This window comes from Limosilactobacillus reuteri, assembly GCF_034259105.1.
Taxonomy (GTDB): Bacteria; Bacillota; Bacilli; order Lactobacillales; family Lactobacillaceae; genus Limosilactobacillus; species Limosilactobacillus reuteri_G.
In genome coordinates, this window is record NZ_CP139478.1 from 1,920,540 (window position 1) to 1,947,185 (window position 26,646).

Genomic DNA, 26,646 nt, shown 5'->3' on the forward strand with positions numbered 1-26,646 from the left:
GGAGAAACTTCCAACCTTCTGTAAATATTAAATTACCAAATATGAACCCGATCTTCTGGCGCCCGGTACATTTCATCGCCAGGCTTAATGTCAAATGCTGTGTAGAAGTCATCGAGATTTTCTGCTTGAATATTAGCACGTAATTTTTGCGGTGCATGGACATCAATTGAAAGCAGTAATTGCATGTATTGTTCCGTTGCTTTCATTCGCCAAATAGTTGCCCAGTTAATAAAGAATTCTTGGGCATTGAAGTCAGCTTCAGTTTTTGCTGCTTCAAGTGCACAACTAAGGCCTCCTGCATCGGCAATATTTTCAGAAACCGTGAGCTTCCCGTTTACCTTTTGCTCAGCAAATGGGATCCCATCAAATTCTTCAATCATCTTTTGGGCTAATTGCTTAAAGTGTGCAGAATCTTCATCTGTCCACCAGTTATTAAGATTTCCAAACTCATCAAATAATGACCCGTTATTGTCAAAGGCGTGGGAAATTTCATGAGCGATTACTGCACCAATTCCACCATAATTTTGGCTGCTGCTTTGTTTCAACGAGTAGAACGGTGCCTGTAGGATTGCCGCTGGGAATACAATGATATTCTTAAATGGGTGGTAGTAAGCATTGACTGTGGCCGCACTCATTTCCCACCGCATCCGATCAACAGGTTTATTCCAACGACTGAATAATTCTTTATTAGCCGTCACTGTTAATTGATTTAAGTTTGCAATCAATGATTCTTCTTCATCAACCTTAAATTGATCATAAAGAGCAGGGATCTTATCTGGATATCCGACTTGAATACCCAGTTTATCAAGCTTAAGAATAGCCTTATCACGGGTATCCTTACTAAGCCATTGGTTATTGGTCAAGCGTCCCTTATAGACTTTAATCATTTGCTCAACCATGTGGTGAACATCTGCTTTAGCTTGCGGTCCAAAGTACTTCTTCCCATAATAATCACCAGCTACTTGGCTAAACATGTCACGTGCAAGATAGAACGCAAATTTACGCTGGCTAACTGGTTTCTTGCTTCCAGAAAGTGCTCGACCATAACGTCCATTGATTTCACGCATTTCATCATCAAGGTAACTAGCATTTTCGCGAATGACACGAATTAATGCCCAGTTTTTAAAGAGCTCAAAGTTATCTTGTAAGATCTTGTTCAGGGCCTTAAAGTATTCCGGTTCTGTCACAATTACCTTTTCCGGTTCTTCCCCAACTAACTGCTTAATTATTGCCGCAATATCAAGTTGGTCAGTCGCACCGGCTAGTTCTGTAACCGTTTGTGGATTATACATCTTACTATAATCAGCCGCTTCTTCTGCACTCTTTACATTTGGCGCAAGAAGGGCATCGAATTTGATTGCATCATCAATAATCTTTTTTGCTTCTTCTTTGCTATACCCCAACTTATCCATCAAGGCTTCCACCATTGAAGACCATAATTGGAGTAATTGATCGTGCTGAGCCTTCTTTTCTGCTTCATAGTAGCTCTTATCAGGCAAAATAAGCGATGGTGATGAGGCAAATAAAGCATAAACAGTCGCATTCTTCATATCAGCATCAATATCAAAACTAATCGGCGAAGGCATCCCTGCTAGAATCCAGTTCTTCCATTGAGATTGGTAATCTTCATATGAATTAAGATTTTCTACACTTGCCAACATCCGTTTAAGCGGTTGTGGGCCAACTTTCTTACGCCAATCAAACTTTTTAGCGAGGCGATATAGCTTAATCATCTCATTAAACCGAGAATCATCAGACTTTTCCTTCCCCGCTGCATAGGCATCAAAGTCATCCATTAGCTGCTTGTCAATCTCATCAACGAGGTCATTGAAGCCCCCAGTAGCTGGCTTATCATCAGGAATCTTCGCCGTCTTTAGCCATTCCCCGTTTACTGCTTCGTATAAGTCGTCTTTAATTAATTCGTTATTCACTGCCATGTGCAGGGCCTCCTTAAAAGGTTACATTACTTACTATTATACTATGCCTACTAGAAATTCACGTAAATTTGCTTCAATCTAAAAAAGGACTTAATAAAGTTTTCCGTGCACTTTCTGAAAACCATGAGTCATGTTGCATCATTAATTGATTTACTTCCTGGTAACTACTTAAGTCAACCTTGCCCTTAATTAATCCAGCAATTTGGAGTTGCCGAGCAAATTGAACATCTGCGGACTGGAGAACATTTCGAAAGATCGGCTGCTCATCTGGATCCCACCGTTTATTAAGAAGACCAATTGCTCGCTCATATTCCTTGCTATGGGTAAGTACCTTTTGCATAGCCTGTGGATTTAAAATTGTCGTCATCAATTATTCCCTCATTTCTAATACTCTTCCCGGTGGCTCTTTTACTGATAATTGATTAGCCTTTGCCATCATTAGCCAATAAACATTTTGATAATGATAATTATTGATTCTTTCCTCTCCCCACCCATCAGTAATAATGATAATTACACGATTTCGTTTAGTTAGGTGGTGCTGATGGAGATAGTCAAAAATACACTGAAAACTTGTACCCCCGCCACCTGTTCGTCTAAAATCAAGTTTTTTACCATCGTGTAGTTTTTGTTTGGCCGTCACCCGAGCATCAAACGAATAAACGTTAGCTGTCAGCTTCGTTTTCTTAAGCATCTTTTCAAGTGTCATTAGTGTTTGAACTATTTCTTGATCGGTAACTGATCCAGAATTATCAACAAAAATGTCAACAGCCGGATCCAATCTCGTAACTTTGCCAGGCAAATCCATTCGTAATGGTTGCCGACGATTAAAGCGAGCATGCGAATTAACTTGCCCGCGTGCAATCAACCCAAACTGATGCCTAAGAACCTGCCGCCAATCGACTATTCTGGTTTGGTGAGCTTTTTGCAACTGTGCTTTTACATTTCCTGGTAATAAACCGCGATCTCGTTGCGGGGTTTGCCTCCAGGAACGATTCAAAATCTGCTTAATATTCGCTAAGCGCACGACCTGATTGCTGATCTGCTGACTTGTCTTAGATTCCTGCCAGCCGTTATGAGTATCAGCTGTTTTAACCTCATCTGCCGTTGCATTTTCCTCTTGTTTGCCACCATTCAATTTAAGACCTGGCTGATGTAATTTTTCTTGCTGTTCAGCATGCAGCTGTTCTAATATATTGAGATAATCCTGCGAATCTAATTTTGGCATTAGTTTTTGACGAAGAACTTTCTCCAATTGGCTAAGGGTTACTGTTCCCTGGGGCGGCTCAGTTAAATACTGGTTTACCGCTACATCGGTTGCAATCTGGACTAAATCTTGATGAGGATAAGAAGCATAACGTAATGGATGCATCCAGATAAGATGAAGGGCTTCATGTTCTAATAAGCTTTGAAGTTCATCATTACGAACGTTCGCTAGCTTTTCTGGATTCATAACCAGTACAAGGCGATTGTCTTCCCACTTCAATCCCATCATTGCGGGTAACTGTAAATCATTCTCGCGTGGAAGTTGTAATAACACTTCTCCGAAAAGGCGCTGTTTTTGAAGGATGCTAATAATTGCCTCCCTAATCCGTTGTGCAGATGTCACATGGCTATTACCACCACCTTTTTGTCGTAACCGTGCCAGGATGTCACCTAAACTCATCGATTATCACCACGCGTCGCAACCTCCGCGAAATATTGATATAGTTGCGCTACAGAGCCTTGGGGATGTTTGATGGCTTGTTCATACATTACTTGCAAGAGGTCAACGAAATCTTCACCAACCGTTTGAACAATTGCATACTGACCATCCTCACTAACTAATTGGAGATACTTAATAAATAGAGCTGCCTCTTCTTCAGATGCCAGCTTAGGACTTAGCCATGACCGTAATACTTGAATTTTAGTTGCTTCATCAGCATTTTCAAACTGTTTCTTGCCATCTTTAGCGTCTTTCAGGGTCGCTACGGTAAGCTCTTGACCCTGTGCAAGGACAAACTGAGCAAAGGCTACCCCTACTTCGTCACCTAAGTCACCACTAAATATATCAGCACCAAGTTCTTTTTGCGTTTTCTGATCTAACGCCTGTAATTGGTCAAGATTGCGGGAAACTCTTTCCCAAGCACGTGGCGTGGGCGCCAAATCTTCATTATTTGGATCAATAACTAATAACTGTTCAGGGTATTGCGTAAGATAGGCGGAAACAAGGTTATTAATTCCAGCAGCCTTGGCCCATTTTAACCATTCAGTCGTCGAACTCGTCATCACTAAACGAACTGTCCGATCTTTAATTGCAGCATCCCCAGTCGCAACACCATATTCACGATCAGTAAAGCCTGTCATCGTAGAATCAGGATTCTCCGCAATAATGATCTGCACCGTGGAAGGCAACCGCAAAGAATTAATCTTTCGTTGAAGGACCAGGTTCATTAATTCACTTTGAACCGCTTGCGTTCCACGATTAAATTCATCTAAAAACCAAATAATCGATTGATTAGGATGGGCCTCGGCATACTTAATAATGCTGATCAAAGTTTCAGAGTAACCAAATTGCACATTTGCAAGGCGGCCGTAATTTTTCGTTTCAACAAAGGATTCACTGGTCAATGGGGGAACTGGAATTGCAAGGTCTCCTTTTTCACTTAAGCTGACAACCGTAGTAAATAATGCTGCATTCAAATTAGTAGCAATTTCACGAACCAAAGCAGATTTACCGATCCCCGCATCCCCGACAATATTCGGAACATTACCCGCATCAAGAACAACAGGGATTGCCGTTAATAGTTGTTGATAAGTTAGCGCCATTATTTACCCCTTCCAGCCATGACATTCCAGATCCATGTCTTGTTTTTTCACGTTTGATACATAGGGATTGCCTTTTACATAAAAGCGACGTGGACTTAACCCGTCCTTTCCCTTTAAATTAACTCCAATCCGCGCAGAAATAGCGATTTCTCCAGGAATTTTATAATTATGTAAATCAACCGTTAGTGGACTTGTTTCCATGGGCTGCCCATCTAAGTCTCGTGAATGAATTCCAAGAGCTTGTACTAATTTACCGGGACCGTTAGTAATATTTACCCCTGCCATTTGCCGATTTTCGATCATTTTATCGATGTTTAGCGCCGGTTCTATTCCGCGAAGTAAAATTCCTTGAGGTTCCTCTGCATCCTGAACCACAATATCAAAACAATAATGTCCACGGATTTGGTATAGGTAAATATTCCCGGGCATCCCATACAAAGATTCTGAGTAGCCAGTGCGTCGTCCGTTAAAAGCATGCGATGCAGAATCTTTTTCTCCTAAATATGCTTCTGTTTCAACAATGTAACCACCAATGATCCCATTTTCAGTTTGGTATTTTACTAGTTTCCCTAAAAGATCCTTCGCAATTTCGACTGTAGGCCGTCCAGTAAAAAATTGTTGATATTTTGTTAGCATATTTATTTTCCTCCTAAAAAGAACTATCCTAAACATAACACTAATTAAAGGAGATCGGCATGATGGAACTAAAAATTGAACGAATTTATACTAAACCTGTTGATTTAAATGGTTATCGTATCCTTGTTGACCGCATTTGGCCACGCGGGATTTCAAAAGAAAATGCACATCTTGATAAGTGGCTCAAAGAAGTCGGACCCAGTACCGAGCTGCGGAAATGGTTTGGTCATGATGTCGCTCGCTATCCAGAATTCAAAGAGCGTTATCTAGCAGAATTAACCAACAATCCTGTTTACTATAATTCATTAAAGGCAATTGTCCAAAGTCAGTTGCCAAGCCAAAACGTTATTCTCCTTTACGGGGCAAAAGATGAAGAACATAATCAAGCAGTTATTCTTGCTGCCAAACTTCGAAAAGATTTACAACTAATATAAATCAATAATTTTGTATTTTTTAGGAATAATTTGTTTTATAATAATGGCAGATTGCAAGAAATAACTTGAACGAATTTAGTGACGTAGATTAATCAAGAAGATCTCGATTGGTGTGTGCCAGTTAAGACATTTAAGTGGTCGGGAATTCAGATACCAATTGATTTGAACCAGCTGGCGATCGCTCAGCTCTTCAATGGCTTGTCCCTTGGGAATAAACCGTCGCAAAACTCGATTACGGTTCTCATTACTACCGCGTTCGTGCGGTGAATAGGCATGGGCAAAGTAAACCTGAGTACCCGTTAGCTGTTCAATTGCCTGATAGTTAGCGAACTCTTTCCCATGATCCACGGTAAGCGTCTTGAGCTTGTCTTGAAGTTGACTAGCTAGTTCAAGTACGGCTTGAGTCATGGACTGACTGTCGCGACCATGGAGCCGTTTAACAATTGTCAGGCGACTCTTACGCTCCACAAAAGTCGCCACAGCTTGACCTTTACGTTTGCCAGAAAGTACGGTATCAGCTTCAAAGTGGCCGAATTCTTGGCGAGTTTCGACTTTATGAGGACGCTCCTCAATGGAGCGGCCGTGACTGAACGTACCACGCTTTTCTTTAGCACGATGACGACGAATTCCATGATCAGGCAAATCGGGTAACTGTACATCAAGCCATCCTTGATCAATCCAGTTATAGACCGTCTTGTAGGCAATCCCAACTACATGGGCAACTTGTTCAGGGGACCACTTCTGGACTTGAATCTTTTCCTCAATCAAGTGCTTAAGGCTTTTAGTGAGTGAAGACTTCCGCCCCCGTTGACTAACCTTGCGTTCAAAGTCAGTTTGCGCTAGTTCAGCTTGATACCCACTATTTAGCCGGTGAAGTTCGTTAAAGATGGTGGTCTTACTAAAGCCTAAGTAGTTAGCGATGTATCGCAAGGAACGTCCTTCATTATGAAGCGTTTCAATGACAACACGGTTCTGGAATGATAAAATAGTGGTGCTCATCAAGGTCCTTCTTTCTAATGGATTGTGTGGTAACACCATTAAAGACCTTGATGGGTTTTTCTGTCCACTTAAATGTTCAACTTAAATTTTACAATCTGCCTAATATATGAGGATTTTATTCATAATTCTCTAGTACCCATTATTTCACTGACTTAGTTATATAAAAAACTTTTGAAAGTAGCACTATCTTAAGGGTTTTTATAAGCTTTTTTAGTAACTTTTTCTAATCGTGCAATTAGAATTATGGGTATCAATAACCCCCTAGTTTCATTTTGAAACAATTATCTGATAAGGTGGAAGTCTATTATTGAAGTGGTAAGTAGACTTCTACTTTATATTTTTAAATCAATTATTTATCAGCCCAACTACGACCATCAAGCTCACCAGCGGCACTGCTTAGACGTTGTGCTTGTCTAAGCATTAACTGATCTAATGCCCGGTAAAAGGCTTGATCTTCATATGTTGGGCTATTTTTTATTAATTTTGTTAGTTCTTCATGTGCCCATTGTTGATTCTCATTCATTTTTAGTCATCCTCTTTTTCTCGCAGCCAGCCGATAGAAGTGTGTAAATCATCTAGCTCTTCTTGTTGGTCTTGTAAAAATGATAACAATTGTTCTAATTTTGCTTGTTGAAGAGGATCTAACTCGCGAGCGATTTTGGCATTAAGGCGACCGATAAACCATTGTGTCTCGTCACTAAAATGCAAGAATTTATCTAAGGTCAAATATTGCTGATAGTGGATAAATAATGACTGTCGCTCTTCTTCACTCTGTTGAGCAAATTGATAGATCGGTAATGGTGGCAAATACTTCATCCCCATTGCATGCGCCAAAGCCTGATATGGTCGTAAAATTTCAGCAATTGTATATCCTTGACTAGCGCCTGGTTGAAAGGCAGAGGCTGAATGAGCAACCGTCGTAACAATCCCCAATTCACGGCCCTTTAGCAAATAGCTACTTGTAAGTTGTGAATTCCATACCTCATCAAGCCATTGCTTTAAGATCGCTGGCGCACTATACCAATACAGCGGAAATTGAAAAATAATTCGGGTTGCCGATTTAAGTAATTCCTGCTCTTGCGAAATATCAAAAGGTGTTTTTAATTCATGCCACATAACGTTATTTTCATTATCAGCGGCTGCCTTTAAAAACGATTCAGTCGATGAATTTGCAAGTTGAGGGTGAGCCACTATCACCAGTGTTTTCATCAATTTCACTCCTTTAATTCTGCAAGACCTTGTTTCAGAACATCTTCTGTAACATCGACAGTTAAAAATCGTTGCAGCGGCGTTTCGCTATGACGATCCTTAAAAGCCATTGGTTCTGCTTTTAGAATTACAACAGTCAAGTTATTTTCCGTCAGCATTAACTGACCTGGATGATTAAATTTCCCCTTAGTATGTTTTCCAGTCCGCCAAGTATGTAATTTTGCCTCGCCATTCTGGTCAAACTTTAACTGGTACTTTCCACTAGCATCTGTTTCGACGGGAATTCCGGTAAACTTTTGAACATCATACTTATCTTTTTTACTCATAATATATCCTTCTTAGTAATTAATCTAATTTTACGGTTCAGCTTTTAATTGGTCCGCATAGGTATTAACCTCATCCTGTTGGTCTTCACTTGTGTAGTAATTATTTATCAAATTCGTAACAGTGGTATGCGTAGTAGTCATTGGTACCCCTGCCACACTTTGATTTTCAGTTGGTTCAATCATTTTAATTGTGACATCATTGCCTTTACGTTTAAACCAAATATAGCTAGTCGGATCACCCTGTGTTGTTACATATTGATAATCCGCAACTTCACCATAACCATAATGTGTTCCATAATACATTTCACCATTTTGAACTCCATCCTTAAACCAATCAGAGTTCTTTAACAATGCAACTAATGTTCCTAGCTGCTGAGTCGTTAATCCGTCCTTATCCGTAAGTGTAACTTTACCACGCATATCAATAATTTGGGTATTTTTTGCCACTTTCAAAACACGATTAACTTCCCCATGAGTTTTGGCATACGTCACCATTTCAGCAAGTGTTACGCCTGTTTTGCGAATACCGTTACTACTGTTCGCATAGTAAACCCTATTCCCGACGATTGTATAGTAGGTTAAATTTAAACGATCACCATCTTCATCGCTTGCTGAAGTTAATTTAATAGTATATAAAATTTTGGCGTCCTTAGGATAAGTTTTAGCAGAAGGTCCCTCTCCCCAAGGCACTGCTTCTTTATCATAAATCTTAACCGTTGCTCCCTGATCATTGTTTTCCATATCAGCAGAATAATCGTAATCATTTGCTCCTGGCATATGCGCATCACGATAATACAACACGAGAGCAGCAGTTTGCTCAGGCGTTAATCGTTCAGCGTTTAGTGCTGCATCATCCCTTGCTTGTTGTGTACTTGATAAAGAACTAGTTATACTACTAGTTGATGATCTATTAGTACTTGAGGATGTTCTCCCACAAGCTACCATGACCATCATCGTCAATGAAAGCATCAAAATTAGTGCTATTTTTCTCATAAAGATACTCCCCACAGATCTTATACTTAGATCTTTATTATACCTTAATCTTTAGGGGTTACCTAAAAAGCCTCCATAATTGATTTGGAGACTTTCTTCTCATTTTATTCAGCAAAATAAGCCTTGATTTCCTTGTCTGACAAGTCAAACTTTCCTTTTATTTCTTTTTTGATTGTTGTTTCACCAATATTCAGCTCTCTCATTGCCAAAATAGATGTTTTAATTATTGTCTGCTGATTTTCGTGTAGTTTTTGTTCTCTTTCTTGAATTAGCTGTTCTTTTTCTTTGAGTCGTTCCTGACCTTCTTTAATTTCACGTTTGCCTTCTAGGAGTTCCCGTTTGCCTTTCTGGAGCTCAAGTTTGCCATCCCGTATTTTACGTTCACCCTCACGAATCTTTTTCTCGCGCATTTCTTGATCCATTTCATATACTGAACGTCGCATGTATTCCGACCTCCATTTCCGATTCCGCTTTACAACTGCTATTCTCTCCTTTAATTTTACGACAAGCGGATCGGTCGCTTCAACTTTTCGTTGGGCAATATCGTGGAGGTCAGCTACTTGCATCTCAATATCATAATCAAGCATCACTTTGTTGAAGATATAGTCATCGGCTAAGCCCGCCATCTCCCACTTTTTGCGCAAGAATTCATTCATCCTTATATCCCCCCGTTAAATAGTTCTATAAAGATATATACGTAAAAGGCAAAGATTTGCACTTTTCTACTCAATATTTTTCCAATGTATCATTAATGCATATTAATAATGCTTTATCTTTTGGCTATGGATAAGATTCGACTATAATAGATAGTGAAAAGTAAATCTTCTTTATTAGGTATTATCTATGGTATGTGTAGATAGGATGTTGAAAGGAAGTAATACTATGTTCGACGTTATCTTTTGGATTCTTGCAATCTGGTTTGTAGTAAACGTTGTATGGATGTGGTTTGCCCTTAACAATCAAATTCTACAAAAGACATTCGCATGGATTAATGTATGTGCTATCGTAATTGGTTTTTGGGTATACTACGGCATGACACACGACGGCAACGTACTTAATGGCTGGTTCCTTACGATGAATTGGGTCAACATTGCAATTGCTGCTATCCAATTCTACTTTGGTTATCGTGAAAATAACGTTACCCACAACGGTCACACAACCGCATGATTGATTTACTTTTCAATTACAGAGCTATGGCCTAGGGTCATGGTTCTTTTTTAGTTTAAAAAATCGGGTATACACTTTCTGGTATGGATGGAGATTCCATGCCAGATTTTCTATACAAAAAAAGAGGACATTTGCTGTCCCCTCGTTATACAATCAATTCACCACAAAAATCATGAAAGAAGGTTAAACAAATGTCCCATAACAATTCTATCCTAAACATTCTTAGAATTAAAGATAAAAATATTAAAATTATTTCTGTTGAAGAAGCTGAACATTCATCAAGCGTTACGTCCTCGACAATATCAATCTTTTTTTGGGGGGCATCAACGAAAAACGTTGCGGTAAATTTACGACAAACCTGCTTAAAAGTTAGGTTTCCATAGCTCGAATAATCAATTATCTTTTCTACTCCACTTACATGAAACTCCTTAACAGCCGCAAGTCGTTAAACTAATATGTTAATTTTTTAACGCTTTCCTAGCAGTTGAAGGTTGAAGTTTGGCATTAGAGTTTATCAAGGTTTACTCAAATTATAAGCCCTGTACGCTACCGCATTCACAAGTTCCTCTAGCTGAGTCCTGCAAATCATATCCACCCTACTTCTTCCCAAACAAAGCTGCAATCTTTGCCGCTACTTCGGGATCAAGATTATCGGCAAGCGTACTTTCATTTGATTTTTGTTCATTTTGCTGATTGGTGATCGTTTGCTTAAGGTCATCAATGACTGCTTGTTCACCAACTTCAATCGGATTAACCGTTAATCGGCCACCTGCTGCATCAGCATGACCGCCACCATTAAAGTATTTTTCAGCAAATTTAGCCACATCTAACTTTCCGTTGCTTCGAAGTGACACGCTAACCGGACTGACTACCAAGGCCGCGTCAACTTCTGGATGTTGCACTAATAATTCGTGGGCAATCTCAGACTTATAGTCACTTGCATATACGACACCAAATTTATGATCATCGATATCTGTAATTAAAACATCTTTCAAATGACTTTTAAGGTATTTTGCCCGCCGTTCGTTTAGGGTCCGAATTAACAGCCGATTTTCTTTCTGATATTGTTGCCAGCTGGTATTAAAAACATTTTGAACAAACTCTTCCGAATCTTGGAGAGGATAAAACCAAAAGAGTTGATCAAGATTATCGGCATCAGTTCGTTCCTGCTCATTCATTTCTGGATCATTTTGCCAATCCCAAGTATCATATGCCCAAATTAATTCCACAAGATAAGCAAGGTCTGTTTGCCGTTGTTCATCAACCTTTGCAAAAGCCGATTGTTGTTTTAACCAATCCCATACCAAGCTTGTGGCACTTGGGTTAACTGTTGGATCAGCAGGTACGATACTATTGGCCGCATACTTTTGTCGTAGTTCCGCTTCACTTTCATGATGGTCAAAGACAAGCCAATGATTAGCGAACCGTTCATTCAATAGTTTGAATGTATAATCGCTATCCGGCGTCATGTCCATGATATAAACATCTGTAAATCGCCCTACTTCCGCTGTTTGCATCCATCGACTTAATTCTTCATCGATTCGTCCAGCGCCACAGTTTGTCATCTCAAATTCTGCATCTTCAAACATTACTGGTTGTAGTGTTTTTAATAATAATGGAGCCCCGAATCCATCTAAATCATTGTGGGAAAATAATTTTATTAACCGTTGTGCCATTTTCGATCCTCGCAATTCTGATTTTGTTTCTTATTATACCGTAGAAAATCGGCTAAACCACACTTAATTACTGACATCGCACTAACGAACTGCTATCATTGAAATTAGTAACTTATTTTAAGAAAGGAAAATAATATGGAAGTTTATGATTATCGTCAAGAATTAATTGACCTCTTAAATAATACCGCTGATGATCCGCAAAGCTTACTGCAGACACAGCGGAGTCTTACCACCATTCTTAATATTTTAAATCATTATCAAAAAAGCAAACCCGTTAAACAAAATGCACCACGGTTTGTTCAACGCAAAATTCAATCGTCAAACGAGTTACCTCCGCAAGCACGCAAAACATTGAAGTCACTGCTTACTGGACCAGCGAATGACGAAGAAAAATCAACATCAATGGTAAAACCTGTTGCATCTTCTTCAGTTGAAGCACCAAAAGAAATCACCGAAGAAGAACGCCTAGCAGCAGACAATCGTTATTTGGTACACCGGAAATTAAGCGGCGCCGAGATTAACCACCGTTATTATCCAGAAGCAATTCTGCATGCATTACCATTTCCTGTTGAGGATGGGGATATTGCTCAACTAGACTATGAACAAAAAGTCCGTGGTCTTCCAGTTATTCGGCGGATCACCGGTGACCACCTTAGCGATTACACCCCTGAAAAAGTCAATGTGATTGAATATGGTGAATTAAAACGTGTCCCCGGTTCTGATGTCCTTCAACTGAGTAAAACAATTAAAGGTAATTCAATCGTTGACGAAGCGCCAGAGAATACCATCGTAATTGATCCCTTTAAGTACCCGGGTCGTGATATTAAGCCTGGAATGGTTATTGATTTTGCCTACTATGATCGAGGAAATGGCTTAACTGATGCCAAAGATGGCGCAATTCGCTGGATCCATGAAAAGCAAGATTATGACACAACCAAGCAACCAGCTAAACCAAAAGTTGTTAAAAAGCCTGCTAATCCTCGTCATGATTATGAAAAGAAACTTGATTATGACCTCCATCAACGAAAGGTACTTGTTATTACCGGAATCCGCAGCAAGGTTAAAGGCCTTAAACCAGTCGTCGATAAACACCACGGTCTGTTCCGCGGATTAGATGCCTCGGCAGAAGAAAAAGTTTCTAGCAGTAAACTAAAACGTGAAATTCGGGATGCGGACTTTGTGATTGTCTGCATCGATGCAATTCACCATCGAATTAGTCAACTCGCCAACCATCACGCTAAACGATATGAGAAGCCACTCGCCATTGCAAATGTTACTTCTAATACTGCTGTTGAGCGAGCCATTGCCCGGGCATTAAATGGTGATCCTGCATACGCCGAAAGCAGCGAAGATTTGAAAAATTATAAATAATTTTTAATTTACTGTTGACTTTTATGAGAAATCAGTTAGTATTAATAACAACAATTTAATTATTCGATCGCAATGAGAAAGAAGAGTATGTTAGACGATAGCTTCAGCGAGTCTCGTTTGGTGTGAGGAGACAGTTTTAACTCTAACTGAAAATCACTTTCGAGTCTACAGCTTAAATACCAGTAAGCTGTAGTGGTTACACCCATTATCGTGTCAGCGTATCGCCATTACGGCCGTACGTGTGAGGTATTGTTAGCAATAGCAGTACAATGATAGGGTGGTACCACGCTCAGCGTCCCTTAGCCAGTTTGGCTAAGGGACTTTTTTGTTGGGATCAGATTAGGAGGAGAAAACATGCAAGATTTAACATCGCGCAAGTTAACATTTAAAAACTATTTAGTTGTTGCATCATTGCTTTTCGGTTTATTCTTTGGGGCCGGAAACTTGATTTTCCCGTTACACCTTGGTCAATTAGCTGGTAGTCATTGGGGACCAGCTGCAGTTGGCTTTCTGATTACTGGAGTTCTTTTACCACTTCTATCAGTTCTCGCCGTTGCTGTTACGCGTGCAGAAGGGGTCTTTGATATCGGTCGTCCACTTGGCGTCGGTTTTGCCTTAGTATTCATGGTTCTTATCCACGCTACGATCGGTCCATTATTCGGTACACCACGGACTGCTACTGTTTCATTCACAGTTGGGCTTGCCCCATTCGTTGATAAACAATATCAATCCCTTGCCTTGCTATTATTCTCAGCTTTATTCTTCGGGGCAGCCTTCCTCTTCTCATACCGGGAAAATGATATCCTAGCTAATATCGGAAAAGTATTAAATCCCGTCTTCTTAGCCCTTTTATTCCTTGTCTTTGTTGTTGGTTTCGCTCGTCCGCTTGGTAACCCTGCTACCGCACCTACAACTAGCGCTTATGTTCACGGCGCGCTCACTAACGGGTTCCTTGAAGGATACAACACTATGGATGCTCTTGCCGGTCTTGCATTTGGGGTAACAGTGGTAACCGCCGTTCGTTCTATGGGACAACGGTCAGCAAAAGATGTATCCAAAGTTGTTGCAAAAGCTGGTGTCCTCTCAATGGGTGCCGTTGCTTTTATCTACTTATTACTAATCCTTCTTGGCACAATGTCTCTTGGTCGTTTCAAGGTTTCCCCAGATGGTGGAGTTGCCTTTAACCAATTAGTTAATGCTTATGCCGGTGCATTCGGACAAGTTGTATTAGCATTCTTGTTAACTGTCACTTGTTTAACGACGGCTGTTGGTTTAGTTGCTGCTTTTGCTCAAGACTTCCATAAGCACTTTCCAAAAGTTAGCTACCATGCATGGCTTGCCCTCAGTTGTCTCGCCTCTTTCCTTACTGCTAATTTTGGCTTAGATCAAATCATCGCTTGGTCAACGCCAATGTTAATGTTCCTTTACCCATTATCAATGGTGCTTATCCTTTTATCTGTGACATTACCACTCTTTAACCGTGATGGCGTTGTCTACTTCTTCGTGGTCCTTTTCACCGTTGTACCAGCTCTCGGTGATATGGTTGTTGCTTTCCCAGCGGTTGTTAGCCAAAGTTCATTTGGTTTATCTGTTGCCGCTTTGCGAAATAACTTACCACTTGCAAGTATGGGATTATCCTGGCTTGTTCCAGCACTTGTCGGCTTAGTCCTTGGTCTCTTAGTTCACTGGTACCGTCATCAACGGGTTGCTTCCACCAGTATGCAAAGCGAAGTACATTAATAAGTGTTTTATAGGTTAAAAAAGCGTGAGAAATAGCTCATTACAAGAGTCGTTTCTCACGCTTTTAAATTATTATTTAACATTATCGTATTGAGCAAGATTAAACTTCATAATCGCATAGATCAGCTTGCTGGCATAATCTGGATCGGTTGCGTAACCATTCCGCTGTAATTCGTAAGCTGCCTGTTAATAAGTTTTCGCTGTTTGTACCCCATGGAAACGTGCATGATTATCAGCAGTTCCATTTACAATGAGCAATGTGTGCGCATTAATTGAATCAGCCCAGCTATTGTAAACCGTAAAGTATTGTTTTACTTGAACATTTTTACCACGAATATTTTCGGTAGTATACATTTGAACCTTTTCGTCGTCACTATTAGCCTTAATTCCAAATAAGTTATTGTATTTATTTGCTAACCGGCTCCGACCCCAGTTAGATTCAAGTCCTGCTTGTGCAATCGTAATGCTAGCCGGGATATGATATTTCTTCTGTTCACGTTGAGCAGCTGGTGCAATCTGACGAACAAATTCATTGACGGTTATATCTGGTGGGTGAGTCTCACGTTGAATTTGAGGAGATTCGTGGATAATAATCGCCACAATCCCAAATAAAATAATCAAAAACGCAAGCACACTTCCACAAATGATTTTTGTTCCTTTTTTCATGATGTGTCTTTCCTTTTTATGAATTTGACGCTATTATAACCACTTCACCATGAGAAAGCGAGAATTTACAATGATCTTATTTACTTTTAAGCTCATTTTTATAGTTATTAAAGTATTTACTATCACTCATCTTCAATTTAGGAAAGCTCTTGATTAGTCGGCGATGGTTCCAGCTTAGTTGCTTACCAGCTCCCTCTTTGTTTAGATGTTGAGCAAAGTGCCGTTGCCAATCTTGAAGGTGATCTTTAATTGCCACTTTATCCTTAGGAGCCGCTTTTTCAAGTCGATTCAGCAGTTTCTTTCGATAAGCGGCTGCTCGTTCATCCCATTGCTGAGTTGTAATATGGAATTTTTCCACACTAATAACGCTGAGGATAGTGTCAGTTCCCATCACGAGGACAATAATTAAGGCAAGCATCCCGTGAGTCCATGATTCTTCCCAGTTAATAATCCGCTGAATAACTGGCTGAACAAACTTAACCAGCAAGACAACGCCAATCCCCCAGAAAAATGAAATTTGGGGAGCAACTCTTCCTTGAATGTTTCCTTTTAGATGCGAATAGTTCCATAACTTCATATGAAAAAGTTTTTCGAGCAGCCAACTTGCTACATATTCAAAGATTGAAGCCACAATAAAACCTACTACAAATAGCAGAAAAATATTCTCTTGGAACGGATAGGTAGTAATCAAGATCGTCGTAACAGCAAATCCATACACCGGACAATAAGGGCCAAATAAGAATCCACGGTAGGCAAAATGATGGTCCTTAATTGAACAGTAACAAGTTTCCCATAGCCAGCCAATAAATGAATAGGTAAAAAATAAGACAATGATTTCAGAAATTGAATAGGGCACTCGTTTCCCCTCCTTTTTGAATTCATTGTCTCATATATTTCTATTTCAAGCTAAGTTTTTCAACGTTAAGGATCTTATCAAGCCATCCTTCAAAGAATCCTTGTTCGTGACTAACTAAAATTAAATTTCCCGGGAAATCTTGCAGAGCTTTCTTCAAACCTTCCTTAGTTTCATCATCCAGGTGATTTGTCGGTTCGTCCATGATGAGGAAATTACATGGGGTTAATTCAAGGATTGCCAATTTAACTTTTGTCTGCTCTCCCCCAGACAAAAGGTTCATTTCCTTCATCGTGTTGGCGGCGTTAATCCCTGCCCGCGCCAACTTTGTCCGAATCGTCCGTGGCTGCATCGTTGGGAACATATTTTGAATTGTTTGCAGTGGTGTAAGAGTTGGGTCATCCCATCCCAAATCTTGATCAAAGTAATTTATCCGGGCCGATGGGGAGAAGGTTGCTGTTCCGCCCAACGCTGGAATTTTCTTTAAAATTGATTTAATCAAAGTCGACTTACCAACCCCGTTAAATCCGGTGAACAATAATTTTTCACCCATTGTCATTGAGAAAGTTACCGGTGCCAGTAGTGGTCGATTGTAACCAACTGACAATTTTTCTACCCGCAGCGCATTCGCTGATCCGGTATTTTCATACGGAAAATGGAAAGTTGCTTTTAAATTATCTTCGGGTGGATCAATCTTTTTCATCCGCGCAAGCATTTTTTCCCGTGACTTAGCCATAGTCGATTTTGAACCAGCTTTGTTTTTCCGAATAAACCGTTGCGCCTTTTCAATCACTACTTGCTGCTTCTCATATTCCCGCTCTTGGGCTTCCTTGCGCTCTTCCTTTTGGCGCATCGCTTGCTGGAAGCTTCCCCGGTACTTAGTGATTTTGCCAAATGATACATCACAGATGGTATTCGTGACTTGTTCAAGGAAGTCATAGTCATGCGAGATAATCATTGCGGCACCATCAAAATCATTAAGATAGTCAATCAGCCATTCAATATGGGCCGTATCAAGGTAGTTCGTCGGTTCGTCTAGTAAAATGACATCTGGCTTTTCTAGTAACATCTTCGCCAGGATTATCTTTGACCGCTGTCCCCCGCTCATCTCAGAGACAACATGATCCTTACCAATATCAGTTAATCCTAAACCGTTCATTACCCGCTCTACTTCCGTTTCAATTTCATAGAAGTTATTAGCATCGAGTTTTTCTTGAATTCGGCCTGCTTTGGTGAGGAGCTCATCATCCATCTTTTCTGCATAATCCGCATAAAGCTTATTCATCTGGTCATTAAGTTGATAAAGTTCCGTGAAAGCAGTATGAAGGAAGTCAATCAAGGTCATCCCCGCTGGAATATCAACGTACTGGTCTAAATAGCCAATCTTGACTCCTTTTTGCCATTTGATAGTGCCATCGACCGGGAGGGTTTTCCCGATCAGAATCTTAATCAAGGTACTCTTCCCGGCACCATTTTGCCCGACAATTCCCATGTGTTCGTGCTTTTCTAGTTGAAAGCTGGCATCTTCATAGAGCTTTTTATCGGCATAGCTCATTGTCAAGCCTTCAACATCTAATACTGCCATTCTATTCTCTCCTCTTTTTCTTACTTATTACGAGCCAAAACTGCTATCCATACTATCATATTTTAGGTACGAGCTTCAATTTATTGGGATAATTACAATAATGTCACGTGTCTGTCGTCTCTTTGTCATAAAATTGTCGTTGTCATCGTCACTAAAAATAAGTATTCTAGGATAAAAATTACTAAGGCAGGGAAAATCCATGATTAACAATCAAATCAAAAAGCTAAGAATTGAAAAAGGATTATCACAGGTTATTACAACAATTTAACAATTATGTAACAACCGCCACCCTTAAGATATTTTTCATATCTTCTTCACAATATCATCATATAGTAAAAGAGTGCACAAATTAGTTGCATGCATAAAAGAAAAACAAATAATAATTCAGGAGTGAATAATTATCGCTAAGAAAAAAACAATGTCAAAAGTCCTTGCTGCTGCTTTAGGTGCTGCTGGTGCATTAGCTGTTGCTAACACTGCAAGTGCTGACACACAAGTTCAAGTACAATCAGGAGATACAGTATGGGGATTCGCTCAACAATACGCTACTACTGTTGATTCAATTTCTACTGCTAACCAATTAGCTGACCCTAACGTAATTTACGTTGGTCAACAATTAGTTATTCCATCTTCTGCTATCAGTACTGCTTCTGCTGCCGCAACTGTTGCTGCACCTACTGCAACTGATAACGCTACTGCTAGTCAAGCAGCCGTTGAAACTACTGAAACAACTGCTGCATCAACTACACCAGCTGTTTCTACCACAAACGCAAGCAACGTAGCCGACCAAGCACAACCAACAACAGTCGTATCTGCTTCTGATAACAACACTGCTGCTCAAGTTAGTGTTGCATCCCAAGCTCCAGCCCAAGTAAGTGCTGCTTCTGCTACTATTAACGTTGCTCAAACTAGTGCTGCAAATACTAACAACAACGTTACTACTCTAGCGGCTACTACTAACACTGCAGCTCCAACACAAACTACATACGCTGCTACTGAAGCAGTTGCTACTCCACAAAGCAACACTACTGTTCAAAGTACTGCTGCTGTAACTGCTACTCCAGCAACTTCAACTGCCGCTGGCCAAGGTAATGGTTCTACTGCTAATGCGGTTGCCGTTGCTCAAGCACAAATTGGTACTCCATATGTTTGGGGTGGTAACCAACCAGGCGGATTTGACTGCTCAGGATTAGTTCAATATGCATATGGTCTTGGTTCAAACTACCGGACTACTTACCAACAAACTAACCTTGGTACTCACCAATACGATATCCAAAACGCTCAAAATGGTGACCTTTACTTCTGGGGTCCAGATAGTGCTCCTTACCACGTTGCAATCGCTACTGGTAATGGTGGTTACATCCAAGCTCCTACACCAGGTCAAAACGTTCAAACTGGTAACATCAACTACTACACTCCTAGTTTCTACATCAGCATGAACTAAGATACGAGTAGTATGATTATTGAGTAAGATAGAGGATTCTCTTCTACCTTACTCTTTTTTCTTAGCAAATTTTAATAATTATATTGACAGTTTTATTATCATTAGTTATACTTAACAACAATCAATTATGTAAGGAGTAAGTATAATGAACGTATATCAAACTATCAACGTTAATACTCGTTGGCAAAGCCGGTAGTTCAGGTTGTTTCGTCATGGATGCGACCTGAAGAACAGATTGCATCTGTGCCGGCTGAGTTTGATGTTCATTTCAGTCCGCATGGATCCACATGCGGACTTTTATTTTGTCTTTCAAAAAGCGGGGGTCCGTCATGTGGGCTCTCGTTTTTTTATTATTTTGTGAGGTGAGATTTTAGATGAAAAGAATGTATAGTTTAATTGCAATTATTATCGCTTTCCTTTGTTTCGCATTCTTTAGAGAAAACAATGGATTCGTAACTAAGCAACGAATTCCAAAAGTTGGTGTATTAACCTTGATGCACCACCCAGCGTTAGATGAAATTTACAAAGGATACGTCGATGAATTAGCAAAGGAAGGTTACCACAACGGTAAGAATATCAAGATTGAGTATCAAAACGCGAATGGTGACCAAAGTAATCTTAAAACAATGGCTTCAAAGCTCGTTGATGATAACTCAACTGTTCTTTTTGGAATTACGACTCCTGCTGCTCAAGCATTAGCTAATTCTACTACCAAAACACCAATTGTACTTGGCGCTGTTACTGATCCAAAAGCAGCTGGCCTAGTTAAAAATAATCAACACCCTGGCGGCAATATCACCGGAGTATCTGACCAAGCACCAATTCACGAACAACTCAATTTGATCAAGCAATTCATGCCGCGAATGAAAACACTGGGAGTCATCTATACTTCAAGTGATGCTTCAGCAGTAGCTGGTTACCACCAAATCAAACGTGAATGTCGCAAGATGAATATTAACTTAAAGGCCTATTCAATTGCCAACAGTAACGACTTAAATCAGGTCTCCGAACAAATGCTTAGTCAGGTTGATGCAGTAATTGTACCAACAGATAATACGATCGCTGGGGCAATGCAAACCTTAGTTAAGAATGCCGATGCCGCTAACAAACCAGTCTTCCCAGCAACTGACACAATGGTTAAACAAGGTGGCGTTGCAACTTACAGTGTTAACCAGCGTGCTCTAGGTGTCCAAGGCGCAAAGATGACGGTCGCAATCCTCAAAGGCAAGTCAAAGCCAGCTGATACCCCAATTAAATACATGAAGCATGGGACTCCTGTTCTCAACATTAAGCAGGCTCGAAAACTTAATTTACAAATTCCCGCTCAATTTGAAAGGGATGCAGAAGCGAAAGGAGAGATTTACAAATGAATCTAATCGTATCGTCAATCGGTCAAGGACTATTATGGGCTTTACTTGGTCTTGGTCTTTACCTGACTTTTAGAATTCTTGATTTTGCTGATATGACTGTTGAAGGGACTTTCCCTCTTGGTGCTGCCAGTGCTGTTGCTGCAATCACACATGGCATTAATCCCTTTTTGGCAACTTTAATTGCGATTGGTGCGGGAATGCTCGCCGGCTTGATCACCGGGTTGCTCTACACTAAAGGAAAAATCCCAAGTTTATTAGCCGGAATTTTAACGATGACTGCCGCCTACTCTGTTAACCTCCGCATTATGGGTAAATCAAACGTTTCATTGCTTGGCCAAAAGACACTTTTTAGTGGGGAATTCATGCGAAGTCTGCCCCAATACTTTGATAGTGTCTTCTTGGGAATAGTTACGATTGCAATTATTACCGTAATCCTAGTCTTCTTCCTTTCAACTGACTATGGACAGGCTTTCATCGCGACTGGTGATAATCCTGTAATGGCCAAATCATTTGGGATTCATACCGACACAATGGTCATCATCGGCCTAATGGTGTCAAACGGAATCGTTGGCCTTTGTGGGGCATTGATTGCTCAAAACAATGGGTATGCTGATATTAATATGGGAATTGGGACGATTGTTATCGCCCTTGCCTCAATCATTATTGGTGAAATAGCCTTTGGTGAATTAACGCTTAACCAGCGACTTGTAGCCGTTACTCTTGGTAGTATCATTTACCGAATCATCTTACTTGCCGTGCTACAACTTGGTTTCTCTGCCAACGACCTCAACCTTATCTCCTCCGTTGTTCTTGCAATCTGCATGATGTTGCCACAACTTGAAGAACGCATTCACCTAAAAAAGCCAATTTTGAAAGGAGTCCGGCCTCATGAATAAACCTATTTTAGAATTGCAAGGCGTCAAAACCATTGTTAATAAGGGCACATCTAGTGAAACGACTATTCTTAAGGGCTTAAACCTTAAAATTAATGAGGGAGACTTCATTACAATCGTTGGAACGAATGGTGCCGGTAAATCGACTCTTTTTAATGTCATTGGTGGAAACCTGCACGCTGACGAAGGAAAAATTTTGCATAATGGACAAGATATTACCAATACGACAGAAGAACAGCGAACAGCTTTCCTATCCCGTGTTTTTCAAGATCCAAAATTGGGAACGGCTGCGCGAATGACAGTTGCTGAAAATATGTTGTTAGCAACTAAGCGGGGTGAGCGTCGCCATCTTATTCCTCGGAAGCTCAAAAGTAACATGGAACGTTTCACCAAGCTAGCTACAACAATGAATAACGGCCTCGAAAATCGTATGAATACAGCCACCGGCGCCCTTTCAGGAGGACAACGGCAAGCATTAAGTTTTTTAATGGCAACAATCAAACGACCTGATATTATTTTGCTGGATGAACACACTGCTGCTCTTGACCCGCACACAAGTCTAAATTTATTACACGCTACTAATGAACGGATCACTAAAGATCATTTAACCGCTCTAATGATTACCCATAACCTTGAAGATGCCTTAGAGTATGGGAATCGTCTACTCGTGCTTAAAGATGGTGAAATCAAAGCAGATGTTAATGCAGAGCAACGAAAATCGCTTACCCCTGAGAAACTTTATACTTATTTTGAAGATTAGTTTGACTATATACCACTTTCGATATATATTAAGTATATCGAATTTGATATATAGGAGACCTAATTATGAATTGGTGGATTATTTTTATCACATTTCTTGCCGTAAACCTCGATTTCTTTTTTATTTTAATCTTTTTACTCGAAAGGTATAACCTTCGTGATGCAATCATTGGCTATCTTGGCGCCCTTCTTGTTCTGGTTACCATCAGCTTTTTACTAGGAAAAACACTCGCCATTTTCCTCCCTGAATGGATTTTGGGAATACTGGGGATTCTGCCAATTTACATGGCTCTCCATGACAACGATGAAGATCCAACTCATACCAAAAAGCATGGTCCAATTATTACCACCTTAATAACCTATCTGGCAGTCTGCACTGGTTGCAACCTCTCAATTTTCTTACCAATTTTAACGAATCTTACCTTCCAACAATTTACTCAGGCACTTCTTTTTATTGCAGTCCTTTCAATTGCGATTGTGATTCTCATTAAAGGAATTGGTAATATTCCACTAATCAAGCAAACAATGCAACGTTATAGCGAAAGCTTAATGAAAGTCATTTATATCGGTGTTGGTTGTTATGTTTTTGGGGATAGTGGATTAATTACCCACCTTATCCACCTTCTTTAGTTTGGTATCCCGAAATGTCAATTTAAGTTAGAAAGAAAATAGTTGCTCATCAGTGACGTAAGACATGAATACTTCATATGGAGTTCGATAGCCTAGTGATTTACGGGGCAGGTTATTTCGCTTACTCATCAGTTGGGTTACCAATTCATCAGGAAGATTGCGGAAATCTAGCTGTTTCGTTAAGCCATCCCGGCGTAAAAGACCGTTGTTGTTTTCGTTCAGCCCTCGTTGATTGGGAGCACCAACCTCGGCAAAGTAAGTGTGAAGGTCAAATTGATTGGCAATCTCGCGCCAGCCGGCGAATTCTTTTCCGTTGTCAAAGGTAATCGATTTGAAGAAGTGCCGCGGGAATTTCCGAAGCCACTGACTTAAGTGTTGGTTAATCGCATCAGCCGTCTTTTCGTGCACATTGAGTACAATTTCGACCTTCGATTGGCGTTCGGTCAGGGTCATTACCGCCCCTTGGTGCTTTTTGCCTTGGACGGTATCAGCTTCAAGGTGCCCAAATTCAGTGGCATAGTGCGGAAAGTCCTTGGCACGCTCGTGAATACTTCGCCCCAATTGGCCAGCCTTCCCACGGCGCTCGACATAGCCATTCGGGTGCCGCTTACCTCGCATCGGCAAGGAACGGACATCGAAGCCGAACTGGCCACGTTCAAACATCCGGTAAAGAGTTCGCCGGTTACAACTAATTGGGCGCTCAGCGCGCCCAATAATGGTATCAGGCGTCCACCCCTGGGCAATTTTGTCGTTGATATAAGTGAGTTCAGCCAGTGACAACTGAGTACGTTTTCGGCCACAACGTTGCTTATTGCGCATATAGTGATCTTGATAATCAGCAATTGAGGCACCGGTTTCCAGGTAACGATAAACGCGATAAACGGTTTCGGCGCAACGGTTGATCATTTGGGCCACTCGGTACGCTTTAAGCTTTTGCACGAAAGAATGGGCGATGATTGTCAGCTCGTTTGTGGTAAGATGGGTGTAAGTCATTTGTGGTTTCCTTTCTTTTGTTTAGGGGTATTCAAAAGTCTACCACAAATGGCTTTTCTATTTTTCTAACTTAATTTTACAAACGGCGTATAATAATTACTAAACCGATTAAAAGGAGGAGCAGCAACCATTGTCTTCCACACAAGCCTTTATTGATGAAGCTGCTAAAATTTATAAAGTCCTAAGCAATAGTACGCGTTTAAACATCTTATATTATCTTCGGCACTATGACGGTGAAGCTGATGTTAAAACAATCGTTAATGATCTTCATCTTGCACAACCGATCGTCTCAAAACAGCTCGGTATTTTATATCGTTATCAGTTAGTCATTCGCCATAAAGAAGGGACACGCGTTTACTATGCTTTAGATGATCCTCATGTTATTGAAATGATTGATGACATGCTAAAACACGTTAAACACGAAATAAAGGGCGAACCACATCCTCGAAATTTATATAAATAAAGAGTGAACAGGAAACAATCAACAAAGATTATTCTCTATTCACTCTTTTTGTTATTAATTATTTTTCACTCTTCCGTTTTCCAAAACCAAAGAGACTAGCAAAGGCAGTTACAAGACCTAAACCAATAACTACTGTTGAATTTTGATTACCAGTTTGAGGACGCTTATTATTTGGTTCTTCATCTTTAGTATATTTGACAACATACTAAAGGTTTTCGCCGCCAGAATTAATTGCTTTTGTTAGCTACAGTTAACCATTTTAAACTTTTGTACAAAAAATTAATGAAATAATCAATCTTTCACTTTATAGCTTGACTAGCGTAGAATGATTAGCAGATTGTTAAAAGGAGATTTAAAATGGACGAGCTATTTGAACATTCTTCAATCAAGCGAGCATACTTTACGCTGGCTTTACCTGTTGTGTTAAGCATGGCTGTAACCTTGATTTATAACATGGTTGATACTTTTTTCGTGGCTAAAACCGGAAACCCCAATTTAGTTGCCGGCGTTTCCCAGGGAGCACCGATTTTTACGTTAATGATTGCTCTTGGGGATATCTTTGGTCTTGGCGGAAGCTCAGTTATTTCTCGCTTATTTGGTGAGCACCGTGATAAATTAGCACGTTTTGTCAGTGGCTATTGCTTCTATGCACCGATTATTTGTGGAATCATCGTAACTGCAATAATGATTATCTTTCAAACACCAATTTTACATTTATTGGGTGCTTCTCCTGCCACTTGGAAATATGCACGTGAATATTACTTGGTGATCGCTTGGGGTGCGGTTTTCATCATTTTTGGCCTTTCACCAACTAATATTTTACGAACAGAAGGGCTGGCCATTCAGTCGATGATCGCTAGTATGGTAGGGACTGGAATTAATATTGTCTTAAATCCGATCTTTATTTTCACGTGTGGGCTCGGCGCTGCTGGTTCCGCACTAGCCACTGTAACAAGTGCTGTTATTGGCGATATTTTAATGATTTATTATTTGGAAACAAAGAGTAAAAAGCTGACGACTTCAATTCATGAAACAAAAATCGGCTGGAAACTCCAATTTGAAATCTACGCTATCGGAATCCCGGCCTCGGTTACTAACATTATGGCAACGTTTGCGGTTGCGTTAACTAATCGTTACTTGATTGTTCATGGCGCGGATAGTGTAGCTGCCATGGGGATTGCGATGAAAGCAAATATGATCATTAATATGGTAATGGTTGGTTTTGCATTTGGCGCGCAACCCTTGATCGGATATGTATATGGCGCTAAAGACGAGCAGCGATTTAACAAAGTTGTCAAATTTGATATTCAAGTCGTTGCTAGTCTTGCCTTAATTCTCACTATTATTCTTTTCATTTTTGCTCCCCAGGTTATTCGTATTTTCATGAATGATTCCCAAATAGTAAAAGAAGGGGCCTTGATGCTACGTTGGCTATCAATTTCGACAACTCTTGCTGGTATCATTCTTGTTTTTACAACCATGTTCCAATCAATGTGAAAAGCAACTCCTGCATTTTGGCTCTCATTCTGTCGTCAGGGATTGATTTTCGGAGTAGTGATTAGTGTTTCCGCAAAATTATTTGGTTATACTGGAATTATTGCTGCTCAAGCTATTTCTGATTGCTTAACCTTTGTTCTGGCGCTCATTTTCTTCTATTGTTATCGTCCCCATTTTAAATAAAATAGATTTAGACAGAT

General features: G+C 40.2%; 25 protein-coding genes, 3 pseudogenes and 1 other annotated feature. Of the genes and pseudogenes, 11 read left to right on the forward strand and 17 right to left on the reverse strand.

Going from position 1 to position 26,646, the window contains the following annotated elements:
* Positions 1-32 precede the first annotated feature (32 nt).
* From SH603_RS10560 to SH603_RS10580, 5 genes are all read right to left on the reverse strand, one after another.
* Entirely contained in the window at positions 33-1,937 is a 1,905-nt protein-coding gene (locus SH603_RS10560) for a M13 family metallopeptidase (protein WP_321533944.1), read from the reverse strand.
* Positions 1,938-2,010: 73 nt separating this feature from the next.
* Positions 2,011-2,304 (reverse strand): hypothetical protein, encoded by a 294-nt coding sequence (locus SH603_RS10565; protein ID WP_003669272.1) that lies wholly within the window; start codon positions 2,302-2,304, stop codon positions 2,011-2,013.
* 3 nt (positions 2,305-2,307) lie between these two features.
* Positions 2,308-3,600, reverse strand: a complete 1,293-nt coding sequence (locus tag SH603_RS10570; protein ID WP_169471504.1) for a DUF2201 family putative metallopeptidase — start codon at positions 3,598-3,600, stop codon at positions 2,308-2,310.
* On the reverse strand, positions 3,597-4,742 hold the full coding sequence (locus tag SH603_RS10575; RefSeq protein WP_169471503.1) for an AAA family ATPase: 1,146 nt from the start codon (positions 4,740-4,742) through the stop codon (positions 3,597-3,599). The genes SH603_RS10570 and SH603_RS10575 overlap by 4 nt, the downstream gene beginning before the upstream one ends.
* Before the next feature lie 3 nt (positions 4,743-4,745).
* Positions 4,746-5,378, reverse strand: coding sequence for a DNA-3-methyladenine glycosylase (locus SH603_RS10580; RefSeq protein ID WP_169471502.1), 633 nt, complete (start codon positions 5,376-5,378; stop codon positions 4,746-4,748).
* Positions 5,379-5,437: 59 nt separating this feature from the next.
* Between SH603_RS10580 and SH603_RS10585 the strand changes: the two genes are divergently transcribed.
* On the forward strand, positions 5,438-5,812 hold the full coding sequence (locus SH603_RS10585; RefSeq protein WP_035166671.1) for a DUF488 domain-containing protein: 375 nt from the start codon (positions 5,438-5,440) through the stop codon (positions 5,810-5,812).
* Between the two features lie 75 nt (positions 5,813-5,887).
* Here the strand turns inward: SH603_RS10585 and SH603_RS10590 are convergent, their stop codons facing one another.
* The 6 genes from SH603_RS10590 to SH603_RS10615 all read right to left on the reverse strand — a co-directional run bounded on the left by SH603_RS10590 (position 5,888) and on the right by SH603_RS10615 (position 9,995).
* Positions 5,888-6,811 (reverse strand): IS30 family transposase, encoded by a 924-nt coding sequence (locus SH603_RS10590; protein ID WP_321533676.1) that lies wholly within the window; start codon positions 6,809-6,811, stop codon positions 5,888-5,890.
* 349 nt (positions 6,812-7,160) lie between these two features.
* Positions 7,161-7,334: a hypothetical protein gene (locus SH603_RS10595; RefSeq protein WP_169471501.1), complete on the reverse strand. Its 174-nt coding sequence runs from the start codon at positions 7,332-7,334 to the stop codon at positions 7,161-7,163.
* A gap of 2 nt (positions 7,335-7,336) precedes the next feature.
* Positions 7,337-8,020 carry an NAD(P)H-dependent oxidoreductase gene (locus SH603_RS10600; protein ID WP_169471500.1) on the reverse strand — a complete coding sequence of 228 codons (684 nt, stop codon included), beginning with the start codon at positions 8,018-8,020 and terminating at the stop codon, positions 7,337-7,339.
* 5 nt (positions 8,021-8,025) lie between these two features.
* The gene (locus SH603_RS10605; RefSeq protein WP_019251959.1) at positions 8,026-8,346 is read right to left on the reverse strand and encodes a DUF7671 family protein; all 321 of its coding nucleotides are present in this window, start codon (positions 8,344-8,346) and stop codon (positions 8,026-8,028) included.
* 30 nt (positions 8,347-8,376) lie between these two features.
* Positions 8,377-9,339 carry an Lreu_0056 family protein gene (locus tag SH603_RS10610; RefSeq protein ID WP_169477853.1) on the reverse strand — a complete coding sequence of 321 codons (963 nt, stop codon included), beginning with the start codon at positions 9,337-9,339 and terminating at the stop codon, positions 8,377-8,379.
* A 104-nt stretch (positions 9,340-9,443) separates the two neighbouring features.
* Positions 9,444-9,995, reverse strand: a complete 552-nt coding sequence (locus SH603_RS10615) for a hypothetical protein (RefSeq protein ID WP_169471285.1) — start codon at positions 9,993-9,995, stop codon at positions 9,444-9,446.
* A 226-nt stretch (positions 9,996-10,221) separates the two neighbouring features.
* On the opposite strand from SH603_RS10615, the gene SH603_RS10620 reads away from it, so the two are divergent.
* A complete protein-coding gene (locus tag SH603_RS10620; RefSeq protein ID WP_011953591.1) occupies positions 10,222-10,506 on the forward strand; it encodes a hypothetical protein in 285 nt (94 codons plus the stop codon).
* A gap of 596 nt (positions 10,507-11,102) precedes the next feature.
* Here SH603_RS10620 and SH603_RS10625 read toward each other — a convergent pair.
* The gene (locus tag SH603_RS10625; protein WP_321533945.1) at positions 11,103-12,182 is read right to left on the reverse strand and encodes a DHHA1 domain-containing protein; all 1,080 of its coding nucleotides are present in this window, start codon (positions 12,180-12,182) and stop codon (positions 11,103-11,105) included.
* 135 nt (positions 12,183-12,317) lie between these two features.
* On the opposite strand from SH603_RS10625, the gene SH603_RS10630 reads away from it, so the two are divergent.
* Positions 12,318-13,553, forward strand: coding sequence for a DUF2325 domain-containing protein (locus SH603_RS10630; protein WP_169471729.1), 1,236 nt, complete (start codon positions 12,318-12,320; stop codon positions 13,551-13,553).
* Positions 13,554-13,616: 63 nt separating this feature from the next.
* Positions 13,617-13,856 (forward strand) — a binding site (T-box leader).
* A 51-nt stretch (positions 13,857-13,907) separates the two neighbouring features.
* Positions 13,908-15,293, forward strand: coding sequence for a branched-chain amino acid transport system II carrier protein (brnQ, locus tag SH603_RS10635; protein ID WP_321533946.1), 1,386 nt, complete (start codon positions 13,908-13,910; stop codon positions 15,291-15,293).
* Between the two features lie 72 nt (positions 15,294-15,365).
* Here the strand turns inward: brnQ and SH603_RS10640 are convergent.
* From SH603_RS10640 to SH603_RS10650, 3 genes and pseudogenes are all read right to left on the reverse strand, one after another.
* Positions 15,366-15,959 (reverse strand): annotated as a pseudogene (locus SH603_RS10640) (glycoside hydrolase family 73 protein).
* 76 nt (positions 15,960-16,035) lie between these two features.
* The gene (locus tag SH603_RS10645; protein ID WP_321533947.1) at positions 16,036-16,815 is read right to left on the reverse strand and encodes a putative ABC transporter permease; all 780 of its coding nucleotides are present in this window, start codon (positions 16,813-16,815) and stop codon (positions 16,036-16,038) included.
* Between the two features lie 40 nt (positions 16,816-16,855).
* Positions 16,856-18,397: an ABC-F family ATP-binding cassette domain-containing protein gene (locus tag SH603_RS10650; protein WP_321533948.1), complete on the reverse strand. Its 1,542-nt coding sequence runs from the start codon at positions 18,395-18,397 to the stop codon at positions 16,856-16,858.
* A gap of 418 nt (positions 18,398-18,815) precedes the next feature.
* Between SH603_RS10650 and SH603_RS10655 the strand changes: the two genes are divergently transcribed.
* From SH603_RS10655 to SH603_RS10675, 5 genes are all read left to right on the forward strand, one after another.
* On the forward strand, positions 18,816-19,841 hold the full coding sequence (locus tag SH603_RS10655) for a C40 family peptidase (RefSeq protein ID WP_169471734.1): 1,026 nt from the start codon (positions 18,816-18,818) through the stop codon (positions 19,839-19,841).
* A 374-nt stretch (positions 19,842-20,215) separates the two neighbouring features.
* A complete protein-coding gene (trpX, locus tag SH603_RS10660) occupies positions 20,216-21,211 on the forward strand; it encodes a tryptophan ABC transporter substrate-binding protein (RefSeq protein ID WP_169472503.1) in 996 nt (331 codons plus the stop codon).
* On the forward strand, positions 21,208-22,107 hold the full coding sequence (locus SH603_RS10665; RefSeq protein ID WP_321533949.1) for an ABC transporter permease: 900 nt from the start codon (positions 21,208-21,210) through the stop codon (positions 22,105-22,107). Before trpX ends, SH603_RS10665 begins: the two co-directional genes overlap by 4 nt.
* Positions 22,100-22,864 carry an ABC transporter ATP-binding protein gene (locus SH603_RS10670; protein ID WP_169472501.1) on the forward strand — a complete coding sequence of 255 codons (765 nt, stop codon included), beginning with the start codon at positions 22,100-22,102 and terminating at the stop codon, positions 22,862-22,864. Before SH603_RS10665 ends, SH603_RS10670 begins: the two co-directional genes overlap by 8 nt.
* A gap of 65 nt (positions 22,865-22,929) precedes the next feature.
* The gene (locus tag SH603_RS10675) at positions 22,930-23,493 is read left to right on the forward strand and encodes a cadmium resistance transporter (protein ID WP_169472500.1); all 564 of its coding nucleotides are present in this window, start codon (positions 22,930-22,932) and stop codon (positions 23,491-23,493) included.
* A gap of 27 nt (positions 23,494-23,520) precedes the next feature.
* Here SH603_RS10675 and SH603_RS10680 read toward each other — a convergent pair whose 3' ends face one another.
* Positions 23,521-24,486, reverse strand: a complete 966-nt coding sequence (locus tag SH603_RS10680; RefSeq protein ID WP_086120514.1) for an IS30 family transposase — start codon at positions 24,484-24,486, stop codon at positions 23,521-23,523.
* A 130-nt stretch (positions 24,487-24,616) separates the two neighbouring features.
* On the opposite strand from SH603_RS10680, the gene SH603_RS10685 reads away from it, so the two are divergent.
* Complete coding sequence (locus SH603_RS10685) at positions 24,617-24,949, forward strand: ArsR/SmtB family transcription factor (protein ID WP_169472499.1); 333 nt, start codon at positions 24,617-24,619, stop codon at positions 24,947-24,949.
* 58 nt (positions 24,950-25,007) lie between these two features.
* Here SH603_RS10685 and SH603_RS11420 read toward each other — a convergent pair.
* Positions 25,008-25,097 (reverse strand): annotated as a pseudogene (locus SH603_RS11420) (LPXTG cell wall anchor domain-containing protein); the annotation flags it as partial.
* Between the two features lie 209 nt (positions 25,098-25,306).
* Here SH603_RS11420 and SH603_RS10690 point away from each other — a divergent pair.
* Positions 25,307-26,629: pseudogene (locus SH603_RS10690) on the forward strand (MATE family efflux transporter).
* The last annotated feature ends 17 nt before the right edge of the window (positions 26,630-26,646 follow it).